This window comes from Gordonia rubripertincta (assembly GCF_038024875.1).
Classification (GTDB): Bacteria; Actinomycetota; Actinomycetes; order Mycobacteriales; family Mycobacteriaceae; genus Gordonia; species Gordonia rubripertincta.
The window spans coordinates 642989-658637 of sequence record NZ_CP136136.1; the positions used below are offsets into that span (position 1 = coordinate 642989).

The 15649-nt window shown below is 67.9% G+C and carries 12 protein-coding genes and 3 pseudogenes; 9 read left to right on the top strand and 6 right to left on the bottom strand.

What is annotated here, in order from left to right:
* Nucleotides 1-7 precede the first annotated feature (7 nt).
* Both RVF83_RS02785 and RVF83_RS02790 read left to right on the top strand, forming a co-directional pair.
* The gene (locus RVF83_RS02785) at nt 8-1264 is read left to right on the top strand and encodes an acyl-CoA dehydrogenase family protein (protein ID WP_005198015.1); all 1257 of its coding nucleotides are present in this window, start codon (nt 8-10) and stop codon (nt 1262-1264) included.
* Between the two features lie 43 nt (nt 1265-1307).
* Complete coding sequence (locus RVF83_RS02790; RefSeq protein ID WP_005198014.1) at nt 1308-2351, top strand: hypothetical protein; 1044 nt, start codon at nt 1308-1310, stop codon at nt 2349-2351.
* A 113-nt stretch (nt 2352-2464) separates the two neighbouring features.
* Here the strand turns inward: RVF83_RS02790 and RVF83_RS02795 are convergent.
* A pseudogene (locus RVF83_RS02795) lies at nt 2465-3602 on the bottom strand (CaiB/BaiF CoA transferase family protein).
* A complete protein-coding gene (locus RVF83_RS02800) occupies nt 3599-4786 on the bottom strand; it encodes an acyl-CoA dehydrogenase family protein (RefSeq protein ID WP_005198009.1) in 1188 nt (395 codons plus the stop codon). The pseudogene RVF83_RS02795 and the gene RVF83_RS02800 overlap by 4 nt, the downstream one beginning before the upstream one ends.
* 135 nt (nt 4787-4921) lie before the next feature.
* On the opposite strand from RVF83_RS02800, the gene RVF83_RS02805 reads away from it, so the two are divergent.
* Nucleotides 4922-5929 carry a LacI family DNA-binding transcriptional regulator gene (locus RVF83_RS02805; RefSeq protein WP_005198007.1) on the top strand — a complete coding sequence of 336 codons (1008 nt, stop codon included), beginning with the start codon at nt 4922-4924 and terminating at the stop codon, nt 5927-5929.
* Nucleotides 5930-5932: 3 nt separating this feature from the next.
* On the opposite strand, the pseudogene RVF83_RS02810 reads toward RVF83_RS02805, so the two are convergent.
* From RVF83_RS02810 to RVF83_RS02825, 4 genes and pseudogenes are all read right to left on the bottom strand, one after another.
* Nucleotides 5933-6430: pseudogene (locus RVF83_RS02810) on the bottom strand (SDR family oxidoreductase); the annotation flags it as partial.
* 130 nt (nt 6431-6560) lie between these two features.
* Nucleotides 6561-8171 (bottom strand): solute symporter family protein, encoded by a 1611-nt coding sequence (locus RVF83_RS02815; protein ID WP_005197998.1) that lies wholly within the window; start codon nt 8169-8171, stop codon nt 6561-6563.
* A complete protein-coding gene (locus RVF83_RS02820; RefSeq protein ID WP_005197997.1) occupies nt 8168-8533 on the bottom strand; it encodes a DUF485 domain-containing protein in 366 nt (121 codons plus the stop codon). The genes RVF83_RS02815 and RVF83_RS02820 overlap by 4 nt, the downstream gene beginning before the upstream one ends.
* Nucleotides 8530-9024, bottom strand: coding sequence for a nuclear transport factor 2 family protein (locus RVF83_RS02825; RefSeq protein ID WP_005197996.1), 495 nt, complete (start codon nt 9022-9024; stop codon nt 8530-8532). Before RVF83_RS02825 ends, RVF83_RS02820 begins: the two co-directional genes overlap by 4 nt.
* A 162-nt stretch (nt 9025-9186) precedes the next feature.
* On the opposite strand from RVF83_RS02825, the gene RVF83_RS02830 reads away from it, so the two are divergent.
* The 6 genes and pseudogenes from RVF83_RS02830 to RVF83_RS02855 all read left to right on the top strand — a co-directional run bounded on the left by RVF83_RS02830 (nt 9187) and on the right by RVF83_RS02855 (nt 15624).
* A complete protein-coding gene (locus RVF83_RS02830; RefSeq protein ID WP_005197995.1) occupies nt 9187-9813 on the top strand; it encodes a TetR/AcrR family transcriptional regulator in 627 nt (208 codons plus the stop codon).
* Nucleotides 9814-9900: 87 nt separating this feature from the next.
* On the top strand, nt 9901-11094 hold the full coding sequence (locus RVF83_RS02835; protein ID WP_005197994.1) for an acyl-CoA dehydrogenase family protein: 1194 nt from the start codon (nt 9901-9903) through the stop codon (nt 11092-11094).
* Nucleotides 11091-11825 carry a hypothetical protein gene (locus tag RVF83_RS02840; protein ID WP_005197991.1) on the top strand — a complete coding sequence of 245 codons (735 nt, stop codon included), beginning with the start codon at nt 11091-11093 and terminating at the stop codon, nt 11823-11825. Before RVF83_RS02835 ends, RVF83_RS02840 begins: the two co-directional genes overlap by 4 nt.
* A complete protein-coding gene (locus RVF83_RS02845) occupies nt 11822-12694 on the top strand; it encodes an alpha/beta fold hydrolase (RefSeq protein ID WP_005197989.1) in 873 nt (290 codons plus the stop codon). The genes RVF83_RS02840 and RVF83_RS02845 overlap by 4 nt, the downstream gene beginning before the upstream one ends.
* Nucleotides 12691-14389 (top strand): annotated as a pseudogene (locus tag RVF83_RS02850) (AMP-binding protein). The gene RVF83_RS02845 and the pseudogene RVF83_RS02850 overlap by 4 nt, the downstream one beginning before the upstream one ends.
* Complete coding sequence (locus RVF83_RS02855) at nt 14386-15624, top strand: acetyl-CoA C-acetyltransferase (RefSeq protein WP_005197985.1); 1239 nt, start codon at nt 14386-14388, stop codon at nt 15622-15624. Before RVF83_RS02850 ends, RVF83_RS02855 begins: the two are co-directional and overlap by 4 nt.
* Nucleotides 15625-15649 lie beyond the last annotated feature (25 nt).

Here is a 15649-nt window from a genome sequence, read left to right on the forward strand (position 1 = left end):
CTCGACGATGGCCCCCACGTCCGCCACCGACACTCCCCCGATCTCCGCGGCCCGGAGCGCCCCGGTGCTGTCCGACCGCGCGTCCGCGCTCGCGGCCGCCGATTCCGTCGCCGCCGCGATCGGTGCGAATTCGCTGCAGCGGGAGCTGGACGGGGTGCCGCCGGCCGAGGAACTGCAGATCGTCGCCCGATCCGGCCTGTTGGGCATCCTCGTACCCGCCGAACACGGCGGCCCCGACCTCCCGCAGTCCGTCGCGGTCGAGGTCATCCGGCGCCTGGCGCAGGCGGATTCGGCCGTCGGTCAGCTCCTGCTCTCCCATTTCGTGCTCAGCGCAGGTATCCGCGGGCTCGGTCGTACCGAACCGGCGCCGACGATCTTCGGCGACATCCTGGCCGGCGCGCAGCTCGGCAACGCGTCGGCCGAACGCGGCACCCGGACCGCCGCGGAACGCAAGACCACCGTCCGCAGGCTCGACGACGGCACCTGGCAGCTCGACGGCAAGAAGTACTACGCCACCGGTTCACTGGGCGCGACCTGGATCGGCGTCGGCGCCCGCGTCGAGGGCACCGATCACGGCGCCACGGTGTTCGTCCGGGCCACCGATCCGGGTGTGCGCCTGAACCTCGAGGCCTGGTCGTCCTTCGGACAGCGCGGAACCGCCAGCGGTGAGGTGGTTCTCGATCAGGTGTCGGTCCCGGATCACCTCATCCTCGACGAGGGGCCCGACCCGGACCCGGTCACCGCGGACCCGTCGGTCCTGGGCGCCTTCGACCAGGCCCTGCACACCGCCATCGACGTCGGCATCGCGCGCGCCGCTCTGGCCGATGGCGCGGAGTTCGTCCGGACCCGGTCCCGGCCCTGGTTCGAGGCGCAGGTCGAGCATGCCGCCGACGAACCTCATGTCGTCCGCCGGTTCGGCGAGCTGACCGCCCGTCTGTACGCATTGGAGGCGTTGCTGGAGAAGGGTTCCTCCCTGATCGACGCAGCCCGCGCGGAGGTCGAGTTGACGCGCGACTCGGCCGCGGCGGCGTCGTTGACGGTGGCTGCGGCCAAGGCTCTCGCCCACGAGTTCGCGGTCGAGATCGCCTCGGGCGTAATCGAACTCGCCGGCGCATCGGCAACCGATCGCAAGTACGGACTGGACCGGCACTGGCGCAACGTCCGCGTCCACTCCCTGCACGACCCGGCCCGGTGGAAGTACGTCCACCTGGGCAACAACACCCTGCACGGCACGCGGCCACCGCGTCTCGGCGTCCTCCTCTGACCCTGTCCCCCGTTCCGACTCTCCTGAACCACAAGGATTTTCCATGACCAGCTTCTATCTCACCGGCAGCATCAACGTGCCCGACGTCGACGCGGCCTACTCGCTCGTCGGCACCCACCTCCAGCCGGCCGTGCTCCGCGTCCCCGACGGCGAGCCCGGCGACCGCGCCAACTGGGTTCTCACCCAGCGCGCACTGTTCCTCGAGAACCCCACCCTCGACGTCGTCGACGGCAGCGCCCGGGCGAAGCGCGGTGTCGCAGTCGAATTCGGCGAGGTCGACTACCACTCGACAGCAGCCGCGTCGTACGAGAAGTTCGTCGAGGCCCGCGAGAAGGGCGTCCTGGTGCCGGAATCGAGGTTCCTCGTCTCGATCCCGACGCCCTTCAACGCGGTGAACTCCTTCGTGGAGTTCGACTCCCAGGTGGAGGTCGCGCTGGCCTACGAACAGGCCCTACTCGCGAGCGTCGAGAAACTCTTCACCCTCATCCCGGCGATCGACCTCGCCGTCCAGTGGGATCTGCCGACCGAGCTGGCCACCGTCGAGGCTTGGTTCCCCAATCCGTATACGGGACATGAGGCGATCTTCGCGGCGACCGCACGTCTGGCGTCCTGGGTTCCCGAGGACGCCGAACTGACCTTCCACCTCTGCTACGGCGACTCGAAGTTCGGGGCGTCACCGTTCATGGGTGATCCGCCGGACGCTGAGGCCGCCGCGCGCGGGGGACGCCACATCCTGCCGCGCGACGCGTCGGCGATCGTCGCCGTCGCAAACGGCCTGTCGCGGCACGTGACCCGACCCATCGACGCCATCCACGCCGCGACCGTCGCGGCCTGGAATCGTCGTGCGCACTGGCAGCCGTTGCAGAACCTCGCCGTCGAGCCGTCGACCGAGATCTTCCTCGGCCTGCTGCACGCAGAGGACGGCGCCGAAGGTGCCCGCGAGCGTGCGGCGATCGCGTCGGAGTTCCTGCCCGACTTCGGGATCTCCACCGAATGCGGACTCGGTCGGCACTCCCCTGCGCAGCTCGACGCCGTCGTGGCTGCCTACCGCGAACTCGCCGAGAGCCGCGAGCTGGCCTCCGCCTAGCCCGAACACCAACAAACCCAACCATTTTCGGCGAACCCACCCCGCGCCCGTGTCCTGTCAGCGCATCCTGTCAAGGGGTGGAAGACCGCAAATGGGTGGGTTTGTGGCGTGAGTCAGACCAGGTCCGACACCGTGGCATGCTCGTCGAGCAGCGGTGGTGCCGACCGGTACCTCGGCGGCGTGGCGCTCATCCTGATCGGGTTGGCCACCGACCGGAACGGCGAGTCCCGCCGCGGATCCTCGATCTCGACGACCGGGTCGAGTCCCAATCGATCCGCCAGCGCGATGGCGTCGGCGATGTCGTTGAGCGGTCCGCACGGCACCCGTCGGGCGGTGAGTGCGTCGAACCAGTGATCGGCACTCGCCGTCGACAACGTGTCGTTCAGGATCGCCACCAGCTCTTGACGATTCGCGACCCGGGCACTGTTGGTCGCATACCGCTCGTCCGCGGGCAGGTCGGGGCGTCCGAGGACCTCGCACAGTGCGGCGAACTGGCGGTCGTTGCCGACGGCCAGCACGAACGGCCGGTCGGCGGTCGGGAAGACCTCGTACGGCGCGATGCTCGGATGCCGGTTGCCCATCGCGGTCGGGACCACTCCGGCAGAAACATAGCCAGACGACTGGTTGGCCAGCGCCGAGAGAAGCGAGGACAGCAGGTTCACCTCGATCCGCTGCCCCTCCCCGGTCCGGTCCCGATGCCGTAAAGCAGACAGGATGCCGACGGCCGCGTGCAATCCCGTGATGACGTCGACCACCGCGACACCGACCTTGGTCGGCGCCTGCGGGTCGGGGCCGGTGATGCTCATCAGCCCGCCGACCGCCTGGATCAGCAGGTCATACCCCGGGAGCTGGTTGGCGCCACCGAAACCGGTCACCGAGCAGTAGACGATGTCGGGCCGGAGGTCGGCGACGGCGTCGTAACCGAGACCGAGCCGGTCCATGGTGCCGGGCATGAAGTTCTCGACGACGACGTCGGCCCGCTCGACGACGCGTCGCGCCTCCTCGAGCCCGTCGGGATCGGCGAGGTCGATCGCCACCGACCGCTTGTTGCGGTTGACCGACAGGAAGTACGACGACTGGCCACCCACCCCAGGGCGGACCCCACGACCGGGTGTCGTCGCCGACTCCCGGTCGCTCGACCTTGACGACCTCGGCACCGAGGTCGGCGAGCAGCATCGTCGCGTACGGCCCGGCGAGCACCCGGCCGAAGTCGGCGATGACGAGTCCGTCGAGAGCGCCGCGATCACTCACCGGAACGCGGACTGGCCCGTGAGGGCGCGACCGATGGTGAGCTGGTGGACCTCGGAGGTGCCCTCGTAGGTGAGGACGGACTCTAGGTTGTTCGCGTGGCGGATGACCGGGTACTCGAGGGTGATGCCGTTGGCGCCCAGGATCGTTCGGCACTCGCGGGCGATCTTGATGGCCTCGCGGGTGTTGTTGAGTTTGCCGGTGCTGATCTGCTCGGGGCGGATCTCACCACGATCCTTCAGACGACCCAGGTGGTAGGCGAGCAGGTGGCCCTTGCCGACCTCGAGCGCCATGTCGGCGATCTTGGTCTGGGTGATCTGGTAGCCGGCGAGCGGCTTCTCGAACACCTCGCGCGACTGCGAGTAGTCGATGGCGGTCTCGAGGCAGTCACGTGCCGCGCCGATCGCGCCGAAGATGATGCCGAAGCGGGCCTCGCTCAGGCTGGTCAGTGGGCCGCGCAGACCTTCCGCCTTGGGCAGCATCGCCGAAGCGGGAAGGCGGACGTTGTCGAGGACGAGCTCGGAGGTGACCGAGGCGCGCAGCGACATCTTCTTGTGGATCTCCGGAGCGGAGAACCCGGGGGTGTCGGTGGGGACCACGAAGCCGCGGATGCCCGCCGGACTGTCGGCGAGGTCGGTCTGCGCCCAGACGACCGCGACGTCGGCGATCGACCCGTTGGTGATCCACATCTTGGTGCCGTTGAGCAGCCAGTCGTTGCCGTCACGCTTGGCGTTGGTGCGCATGCCCGACGGGTTGGAGCCGAAGTCGGGTTCGGTCAGGCCGAAGCAGCCGATCGCGTCGCCGGCGGCCATCCGCGGCAGCCACTCGTTCTTCTGCTCCTCCGAACCCCAGTGGTGGATGGAGAACATCGCGAGCGAACCCTGAACCGACACGAGGCTGCGGATGCCGGAGTCGACGGCCTCGAGTTCCAGGCAGGCGAGACCGTAGGCGGTGGCGCTCGTGCCCGGGCAACCGTAGCCCTCGAGGTGCATGCCGAGGGCGCCGATCTGGCCGAGCTCCTTGGCGATTTCGCGGGCCGGCAGCTTGGCGTCCTCGAACCAGTCGCCGATGTGGGGACGCAGACGTGCGTCGGCGAAGTCGCGGACGGTGTCGCGGATCGCGATCTCGTCCGCATCGAGCAACGAGTCCAGGGCGAAGAGCTGCGCCAAGGTGCTGGGTCGGGACATCGGAACCTCCGGGGATCGGGCGTGCTTTTGATCGTACAAGCGGTCTGAGAACGTTTGCGAGAACGTTTGCATGAGCTACGGTAGGTGCTCGAACGAGCAGCGTCAACCGCACTACCGACAGATGGGGGAACGAGCGTGGCCGGTGGTCAGCGAACGCCGACCCTCAAGGAGATCGCGAAAGCCGCGGGTGTCCACGTGTCGACGGCTTCTCGGGTTCTGAGGCAATCCGAACCCGCGGACGGGTGGTCGGAGTCGGCGCTGCGGGTCCGCGAGGTCGCCGATCAGCTCGGTTACCAGCGCAATCTCTGGGCGGCGAGTCTCCGTACCCGCAAGACCACGACCCTCGGCGTCGTGATGACCCGACTCACCGACGGCGTGGTCGCCACGACCTACCAGGGCATCGAGCAGGAAGCGACGCGGGCCGGCTACTCGGTGCTGTTGTCGAGCCCGCCCGACGACCCGGAAGCCCAGCGCGCGGCCATCGAACTGCTCGTCGGGCGCCAGGTCGACGGCCTACTGCTCAGCGGTCTGCACCGACCGGGCAAGGAGTTCATCGCCTCGCTGCGGGTCGGCGATGTGCCGATGATGACCCTGACCCGGCATGCCGACGCCGGGCTCCCGTTCGTCGGCGGCGACGACGTGCGCGGTGGTGCGCTCGCCGCACGCCACCTGATCGATCGCGGATACACCGACCTCGCGGTCATCGCCGGTCCCGCCCATGCCACGACGGCGACGGACCGGCTCGAGGGTTTCCGCACCGAGGCAGCCGCGGCGGGCATCGCGCTGCCCGAGAGCCACATCGTCCCTTCGAATTTCGAGGTGCGCGGAGGCACCGAAGCCGGGCGGATCCTGCTCGACGCACCGAACCGGCCGCGGGCGATCTTCGCGGTGTCCGACACCATCGCCGTCGGCGTCCTCGGCGTCGCCCGCGACCTCGGACTCCGCATCCCCGAGGACCTGGCCCTGGTGGGCTACAACGACATCCCGATCGCCGCGCAGCTTCCCGTACCGCTCACGACGATCCACTCCCCCGCCCTGGAGATCGGCCAGACCGCGGTGCGCGGGCTGCTGGATCTGACGGCAGGTCGCGAGGTGCAGTCCCGGCGCCTGCCGGTCGAGCTCATGGCCCGCGGCACCACCTAGAAGTCAGAAGTGCTGCGCACCGCCGTCTATCGAGATCTCCTCGGCGGTGATGAATTTCGACTCGTCCGACGCCAGGAATGCGACCACGTTCGCGACCTCGTCGGCCTCGGCGGCGAACTGATTCAGGAAGGTCATTCCCATACCCGCCAGCCGCGGATTGGCCTTGTTGGTCTCCTGGATGCGTTCGACCATCCGGCCCGAACCCATCGGCGTGATCACCGCACCCGGGTGGACGGTGTTGACGCGAATGTCGTGCTGTCCCAACTCCGCGGCGAACGCACGCGACATCCCGACCAGCGCATGCTTGCTCGTCGTGTAGTGGACCATGAACGGCTGCAACTTCTTTCCGGCGAGCGAACTGATCAGGATCACCGATCCCCCGCCCCGGTCGATCAGATGAGGAACCGAGGCGGTCACGGTGTTCCAGACCCCGGTCACGTTGATGTCCATGGTGTCGCCGAAGCTCCGCGGGGTCACCTCGTCCCAAGTTTCCGGGATGCAGGTGTCCGGTCACCCGATCACACCACGGCCGACCCTACCTACGACCCGCGGACGGCAGGTCGTTTCGGCCCCCTCCGAAACGGGTCGCACCCCGCGGCGTGTCACCGAGGGGTGCGACGAGGGTTCGAATTCAGTGCGATGTGGCAACTTCCGCGCCGATACCCGTCTCGGCACGCACGATCATCTCGGCGAACTTCTCGTCGTCGTGAACGGCCAGGTCGGTTCTCCGCCCGGAGAGCAGCGACCCGAGCACGCAGGCGATGAGACCGAGGGGCATGGTGATGATCACCGGCAGCTGTATGCCGAGGGGAGCGTCGCCGCTGCCCATCCAGAGGGCGTCGGTCAGCATGAGGGTGAGGATCGTCGAGATCAATCCGGTGAGGATTCCCCATCTGGCCCCGACTGCGGTGAAGCGCCGCCAGCTCAGACTCAGTACCAGCGCCGGGAGATGAGCACTGCCGGCCACCATGAACGCCATCCCCATGAAGTAGGTGATGTTGGTGTCGTCGCCGATCGTGAGGGTGATCCCGATGGCGAAAACACTGAACACCACTGCGCCGTACCGGGCCACCCGAGCCTGCTGCTCCTCGTCGACCTCGACCGCCGGGTCACCGGCGCCACCGTTCGCCCGGACCAGCGACGGCCACACATCTCTCGCGAAAGTGCCGGCAGCGGAGATCACCACGCCGGCGACCACCGCGACGATCGAGGCGAAGGCCACTGCCGAGACGAGCGCGAGCGCGAGCGACCCGCCAAGGGTTCCCTCCCCGCCGCCCAGCTCCGTGACCAGCACCGGTGCCGCGAGGTTGCCTCCGGGACCGACCTTCTCGGAACCGTCGCCACCGAGAACAGCAGCCGCGCCGAAGCCCATGAGGACGACGATCAGGTAGAACATGCTGCACAGCGCCACGGTCCATCCGAGCGAGCGACGCGCGCTTTCCGCCTCCGGCACTGTGAAGAACCGGATCAGGATGTGCGCCATGCCGGCCGTGCCGAGCGCGAAAGTCAGTGCGTAGGAGAGCAGATTGATCGTTCCACCGTCGCCGAAGATGATGCCCGGGGTGAAGATCGCGTCGCCCTCCACGGCGTGCTCGGTGGCCGACGAGAACAGCAAGGGGAGGCTGAAACCGAACTTCGCCAGCACGCCCACCGCGATCACCGCCGCGAGGATGGCCAGGATGGAGGACTTGATCACCTGAACCCAGGTGGTGGCGACCATCCCGCCGACGAAGACATACACCGCCATGAGGGTTCCCGCTACGAGCACCGAGACCCAGAACGGAACTCCCGAGATCGCCTCGAGAAGTGTGCCCGCGGCGACCAACTGGGCGAGCAGGACGAATGTTCCGGTCGCGACGGTGCTGAGGGCGACGGCCACCCGCACACCACGGGACTCGGTCCGGAAGACCAGAACGTCGCCGATCGTGTACTTGCCGATGTTGCGCATCTTCTCCGCGAGGAGCAACAGGACCGGGATGAACGAGATGACCGAGGTGAACAGGATGATCGTTCCGTCGACACCCTTGTAGAAGATCAATCCGGTGGTACCCAGGAAGCTGCCCGCCGAGATGAACTCGCCGGAGATGGCAAAGCCGTTCTGCCAGCTCTTGATCGACCGGCCCGCGGCGAAGAACCCGTCTGCACTGCGCGACCGTCGCGCCACCGCGAAGGTGATCCACAGGGTCAGCGAGATGACCGCCACGCAGATGGCGATGGCCAAGAAGTCGGTGTCGTTGCTCATGCCGAGTACTCCCTCGTCGAGATGCCCGTCGCGTCGGCGTCCCTGATGGCCGACATCACCGCGGCGGCCGCAGAGTCCGCGGCCGGTTGCAGATAGGTCGCCGACAGCTTGAAGTAGGAGAACACCAGCACCCAGGTGCCGACGAACTCCGCGAGAACCACCCACAGCGACAACGGAATTCCGACAATCATCGTGCTACCCAGGGTTTCGGGGAAGTAGGCGAAGCCGACGATGAACGCCGCGAACAGCGCGATCGTCGCAATACCCAGACCGATGGTGACGGTTCGGCGCCGCCGACGCAGTTCGACGATCTCGGGCAGGGACAGCACGTCGGTCCAGCGCACCCCGGCCGCCGGCGTCATCGGTTCACCGCCGCAGCGCGCGCCGAGTCCAGCGCGAACTGATTCTCGTCCCACCCGTCGGTGAGTGGGCCGAAAAAATGGAAGCGCACCTTCTTCACCCGGTACAACCACTGCCCGTCCTGCTTGACCAACTCGTCGGTGTAACGACCGGCTGCGATCGACGCGACACCGTCGAGTACGCACGGCTGCCACAGGAAGGACTTGGCAACGGCTCTGTCACCGTCGATCTCGATCTCGAGGTTGGTGATGAAATGCCAGAACGATGTGAGGCCACCATCGGCGAGGCCTGCGAAGAAGGCCCGCATCTCGGTCTTGCCACGCGGGTTCGACAGGCCGTCGAATTCGCCGTCGTCGGTGAACAGCGACATCAGGTCATCCCAGTTCCCGTCGTCGAGGTGGCGGCAATACCGCGCGTCCAGGGCGCGGATCGCCTCGAGATCTTCGAGGCGCGTCACCCGCGCGGCCAGATCGGGTTCGGTGCTCGTGGTCATGCGCATCCTCCGGAGTCGGCCCCCGATCGGGGCCGCGTGGTTGATGATCAAGATTAACGCTCGTTCATGTGAGCGACACCATAAACCGGCGCGACGGGACGCGTCAACCAACATGCGCTACGCGTCCTTGCTGGTCGGACGGCTCCGCCTTACCCTCAGTAGATGAACACCCGATCGCCGTCGGCGACCGCAGCGTCCCGCGACCGAATTCTCGACGCCGCGCTCGACGAGTTCTTCACCGCCGGATTTCACGGTGCGACGATGCGAACCATCGGCAACCGCGCAGGTTGCAGCGCCGCGAACGTGTACAACCACTTCGAGAACAAATCGGATCTGCTGGTCGAGATCCTCCGCACCGCGAGCGACGAACAGTTCACCGCAACCCGCAACGCGATCCGCCGGGCCGGAAAAGATCCCGTCGAGCAGTGGCGCGCAGCCGTCGTCGCGCACGCCCTTTACACCGCACAGAGACCACGTGAATGCCTGGTCGCCAACACCGAACTGCGCTACCTGGGCGAGATCGACCGCAAGCGCGTGGTCGGCTCGCGCGACGCGCAGGAGCAACAGTTCATCGACATCGCCGAAACCGCGGTCGACCAGGGACTCTTCCATGTGGAACGTGTACACCAGGCGGTCACCGCGGTTCTTCTGATGTGCGCCGGCATCCCGGTGTGGTTCCGTCCCGACGGCCCTCGGACCGCGAGCCAGGTCGCCGAGGACTACGGACAGTACGCACTCAACCTCGTCGGATTCCGCCCGAACGCCGATGAGGCATTGACCGCGGGCTAACCCGCTGCTCTAATGGTGAACGCACGTTAATGAGTGGCCGCGCGCATATCCCCCTTCACTGCGGCCCACATTCACTAGGAGAAGGCCATGACCCATCGGCCGTCACAGCCCCGCACCGACAGCCCGCATTACCTGACCGAGGAGCGCCTCGCGATCCGCGATCTCGCCCGGGACTTCGCGATGAAGCAGGTCCTGCCGGTTGCCAACGAACTCGACCCCGTCCAGGGCACCATTCCCGACACCCTCAAGAAGGCGATGGCCGAGGTCGGGTTCTTCGGCATCATGATTCCCGAGGAGTACGGGGGTCTTGGGCTCGGCGTCTTCGAGTACTGCCTTGTCGCCGAGGAACTCTCACGGGCGTGGATGAGCGTGTCCGGGCTGCTGGCGCGCGGCAACGGCATGGGCGGCGGCTTCACCCCCGAGCAGGAGGCCGCACTGCTCCCCCGCGTCGCACGCGGTGAATACCTCGGCGCCTACGCGCTGTCCGAGGCCGAGGCAGGCTCCGACGTCGCCAACATCTCGTGCCGGGCGACCCGCGACGGCGACGACTGGGTCGTCAACGGCACCAAGATGTGGTGCACCTACGCCGACGAAGCCGACTACCTCGTGCTGTTCGCCCGTACCGACCCGAACAAGGACCCGGCCAAGCCGCATCGCGGTATCAGCGCCTTCCTCGTCGAGAAGGAACGCGGCGAGTTCCCGGAGGGCATCTCCGGGACCAAGGTCCGCAAGATCGGCTACTTCGGCTGGAACACGTGGGAACTGTCCTTCGACAACTTCCGCATCCCGGCCGACCGGATGCTCGGCGAGGAGGGCAAGGGCTTCTACCTCGCGGTGAGCGGCCTCGAGGTCGGGCGCGCCCACACCGCCGCCCGCGCCATCGGCCTGGCCCGCGCCGCGCTCGAGGACTCCATCGCCTACATGCACACCCGCAAGCAGTTCGGCCACGAACTCGCGGACTTCCAGCACCTGCGTTTCAAGATCGCCAAGATGGCCGCCGACATCGAAGCGGCCCGGCAACTGATGTACTCGGTCGCCACCGACATCGACACCGGCCGGCGTTGTTCGCTCGAGGCCTCGATGTGCAAGCTCGTCGCCACCGAGATGGCCGAACGGGTGACCAGCGAGGCCGTCCAGATCCACGGCGGCGCGGGCTACACCACCGACTTCCAGGTCGAACGGCATTGGCGCGACGCCCGTCTCACCAAGATCTTCGAGGGCACCAGCGAGATCCAGATGCGGATCATCTCCGACGAGTTGCTGGGCAGGGCCGGGTCATGACCACCGCCACCGCGTCGCTCCGGGTCGGCGTCCGAACTTCCACCGCCACACAGAACGCCGCCGGCGTCCTCGACCGTCACGGGTACCGAATCCCCTCTCGTTCACGTTCGTTCGGGATGACGTTGGCGGAGTGTCTGACCGACCCCGTACCTCGCGCCGAGCGTGTCGGCCTCACCTGGTCGACGACCACCCCCATCGGGGAAACCGACCATGTCCGCGCGACGACCGTGGTGACCAGGGTCGGCGCCGACGGGATCGAACGCGAGGTCCGCCTGCTCGACGACACCGGGCGAGTCCACGAATCCGGAACGGAGACCTGGCGTCCCGACGTCCGGCCCGAAGTGATCCCGGCGCTCGACTTCTGCTCCATCGAGTGGGGCGGGCAGCTGCGTGAGCGGCTGCATTCCGACGCCGCGTTCACCTCGTCGGTGTCCACGTGGGACGGCACCGTCGGACTGCGGTGCGGCGATCTCGAGGTGCACCTGCGCATCTACAAGGGCCAGATCATCGACGTCACACGGCGTGCCCCGCTCGGTGCCACGTTCACCTTCGAGGCCTCCCCCGCCACCTGGGTGGATCTCATGCTGTCCGAGGAGGACGACTTCATGCGCCGCGCACTGCGCGGTGAGTTCTCCTCGACCGGAAACGGTTACGAATACCTGCGACTGACCAAGCCGCTGCACGTGATCATCCAGAACGCGCGGTCGATGGCACGGGAGGTGCACTCATGATCGAGGCGCGCTACCTCGAGATCCAGGGTGCTCTGGCATTCGTCGAGATCGTCACCACCGATTCCACGACCTCCGGGGAGTGCATCGTCGACATCCCGACCGTGTTGTGCATCCACACCGCGGGGCAGAGCGGCGTCCAATGGCGCCGCGCCGCACAGGACATCGCCGACCGCGGGTACCGCGTCGTCGTGCCGGACCTGCCGGGTCACGGTCGATCCGAACCCTGCCCGACGGGCCCGATCACCAGTCTCGTCGACTACGCGGACTGGCTGACCGCTGTCCTTCGGCAGCTGGACGTCGAACGGCCGTACGTAATCGGCTGTTCCATCGGCGGCAAACTCACCCTGGAACTGGCGACGCGGCCGGAGTATCCGCTCGCCGGGGCCATCGCGATGGCCGCCGAGACCGGACCGGGCCGCGTCAAGATCGCCGGCCTGCGACGCGAACTCGAGGATGTGGCCGGACCGGCCCGTGCGGAGCGCACGTACCTCGGCAGTCTCGCCTCCGTGGGGCGGGCGGTACCCGCCGCACAGGCCCATCTCATCGGTCTCATGCACAAACGTGAGGACCCGGAGATCTCGTCGTCGGACCTGATCGGTTGGGGCAGTCACGACGTCCGCGAACGGCTCTCCGATCTCACCTGCGGGTTGCATCTGATCTGCGGCGCCGACGACCCGTGGATCAGCGTCGACGCCGTCCGTCGCGCCGCCGCCGAGATCAACGAACTCGACGGCCCGCGTGCGCAGTTCACCGAGCTGCAGGGGTACGGCCACTACCCGATGGAAGAACTCCCCGACTTCGGAACACGCGCCGACGCCTGGCTGCGATCCCTTCCGGCCGGGACCCGTACCCCGGAGGTCGTGGCATGACCGTCACGACCCATCCCACGCTCGCCGGGATGCTCGCCGATCTCGTCCACCAGTCCCCCGACAGCCCGGTCGCGATGGATGTCGCCGACGGCGAGGTCATCCCCGTCACCCGCTCCGAACTCGGCCGTCGGGTCGACCAGTTGCGGGACGAGCTGTCCCGCATCGGCATCCGCCGCGGCCGGTGTCTGGCGGTGTACCTGCCCAACTGGTCCGACGCGTTGGTCTGGCAGTTCGCCGCATCCGCGCTCGGCGCGCACGTCATCGGGGTCAACACCCGATACAACGTCGGAGAGGTCGCGCACATCCTGACGTCGGCACGACCCGCGGTGGTCGCCGTCCCCGCGGAGTTTCACGGCCTCGACATCTTGGGCACCCTGCGCGAGGCGAGTTCGGCGGCCGACCCCGTCCCGGTGATCGCGGTCGTCCCCGGGCCGTCGAATCCCGAGGCGACGGCATCCGACTTCGACCTCGGCGCCGGCGCCTGGATCGCCGGTAGCGGCGACACCACCGGTGTTTCCGCGCCGACGACCCCGTCGACGGCGGAATGGACCCCGGCCGGCGACCGGGCCGCGCGTTCCGGCGAACTCGCGGTCGCGTTCACGACCTCCGGTTCCACCGGGACACCCCAAGCTCGCCGCCCACCGGGATGCGGCCGTGGTCCGGCATGCGCATGCCGACTCGGTGATCATGGGAGTCCGCGAGGGCGACGTGATCCTCGGTGTCCTGCCGGTGTCCGGTGTCTTCGGATTCAGCACGGCCATGGCCGGTCTCGCGGGCGGCGCAGCCCTCCTGATGGAACCCGTCTTCGACGCCGCGGCCACCCTCGAGAGGGTCGAGTCGCTACGCGTCACCCACATCGTCGGCGGCGACGACCTGTTCGGGCGCCTCTACGACACCTGGCACGCCGGCCGGCGAACCGATCTGGCCTCGTTGCGGTGGCTGGGCATCGCCGACTTCCTCGGCCGGTCCCACGACATCGCGCGCTGGGCACGCGACGAGGCCGGAGCCCAGACGACCGGCGTCTTCGGCTCGTCGGAGGTCTTCGCCCTGGCCCTGCTCTGGTCGTCCGACGACCCGGAGTCGTTGCGCTGGAACGGCGGTGGCCGTCCGGTCGACTCCGCCATCGAGGTACGGGTCGTCGACCCGCTCGACAACCGTGTCCTGAACATCGGCGAAGAAGGTGAGCTGCAGTTCCGCGGCCCCAACGTCGTCGACGCCTATCTCGGCAACCCGGATGCCGCCGCACGTGCGTTCACCGCGGACGGTTGGTTCCGCAGCGGCGATCTCGCACGTGCACTCGACACCGGGGGATTCCGTTACGTGTGCCGCATGGGAGATGTCCTGCGGCTGCGCGGTTTCCTCGTCGACCCGGCCGAAATCGAACACCGCCTCGCCGAACACGCGGGCGTGCAGACCGCGAAGGTCGTCGGGATCACCGGTTCGGGTGGTTACACCGAGGCCGTGGCCTTCGTCGTGCCGGTGGATGCCAGCGCGGACCTCGACGCCTCGTCGTTGAAGACCTGGTGCCGTGATCGCCTGGCCGCCTTCAAGGTGCCCGCGGCGGTACACGTGATCGAGCGGATGCCGACCACGGTGGGCGGCAACGGAACCAAGATACGGGCCGTCGAACTGCGCGAGTGGGCGCAGCGGTGGGCCGGCCAGGAAGTGAACTACCGCAAAGGAACACCTGCATGACCGTCACCACGCCACCACCTGCCGCCGACGACGTCGTCATCTGCGAGCCGCTTCGCACACCCGTGGGGCGCTACGGCGGCGCCTTCGTCGACGTCCCGGCCACCGAACTGGCCGCGACCGTCCTCTCGGAGCTGTTGCGCCGCACCGCTGTCGACCCGGCGAGTATCGACGACGTGATCTTCGGTCAGTGTTATCCGAACGGCGAGGCACCGGCGATCGGACGTGTCGCCGCACTCGATGCGGGTCTCCCCATCACCGTGCCCGGTTCGCAGCTCGATCGTCGCTGCGGCTCGGGCCTGCAGGCGGTTCTCGACGCCGCGATGCGCATCCAGACCGGGGTCGCCGACCTCGTCATCGCCGGTGGCGTCGAATCCATGAGTCGCGCAGAGTATTACACCGAGTCGATGCGGTGGGGTGCCAAGGGTGCGCCGGCAGCCCTACACGATCGACTGGCCCGTGGCCGCGTCACGTCGGGCGGCAAGAACCATCCGGTCCCCGGAGGAATGCTCGAGACCGCGGAGAACCTTCGCCGGGAGTACTCGATCCCGCGTCAGGAGCAGGACGAGCTGGCCGTCGAATCGCATCGACGCGCCGTCGCCGCCATCGACAGCGGCAAGTTCGCGGAAGAGATCGTCCCAGTGTCGGTTCCGCAGCGCAAAGGTGAGCCAAAGATCGTCGACCGCGACGAACATCCCCGCGCCGACACCACGCTGGAGTCACTGGCCCGCCTCCGGCCGATCATGGGCAGGTCAGATCCCGAGGCGACCGTCACCGCGGGCAACGCCAGCGGCCAGAACGACGGCGCCGCAGCCACGCTGGTGACCACCCGCGCGACCGCCGAGCGCCTCGGACTCAAACCGCTCGCCCGCCTGGTCACCTGGGCGGTCGCCGGTGTCGGACCGGAGGTGATGGGCATCGGCCCCGTCCCGTCCACCGCCAAGGCATTGGCCCGCGCGGGTCTCGAACTCTCCGACATCGATCTCGTCGAACTCAACGAGGCCTTCGCCGCCCAGGCGCTGGCGGTCACCCGGGAGTGGAAGTTCACCGCCGCCGATTTCGAACGCACCAACGTCAACGGATCGGGCATCTCGCTCGGCCACCCGGTCGGTGCGACGGGCGTCCGGATCCTGACGACGCTGCTGCGTGAACTCGACCGGCGCCAGGCGCGTTTCGGCCTAGAAACCATGTGCATCGGCGGCGGCCAGGGGCTCACCGCGATCTTCGAACGGGTGTGACCTCAGGTTTCGCGATCCCGACGGC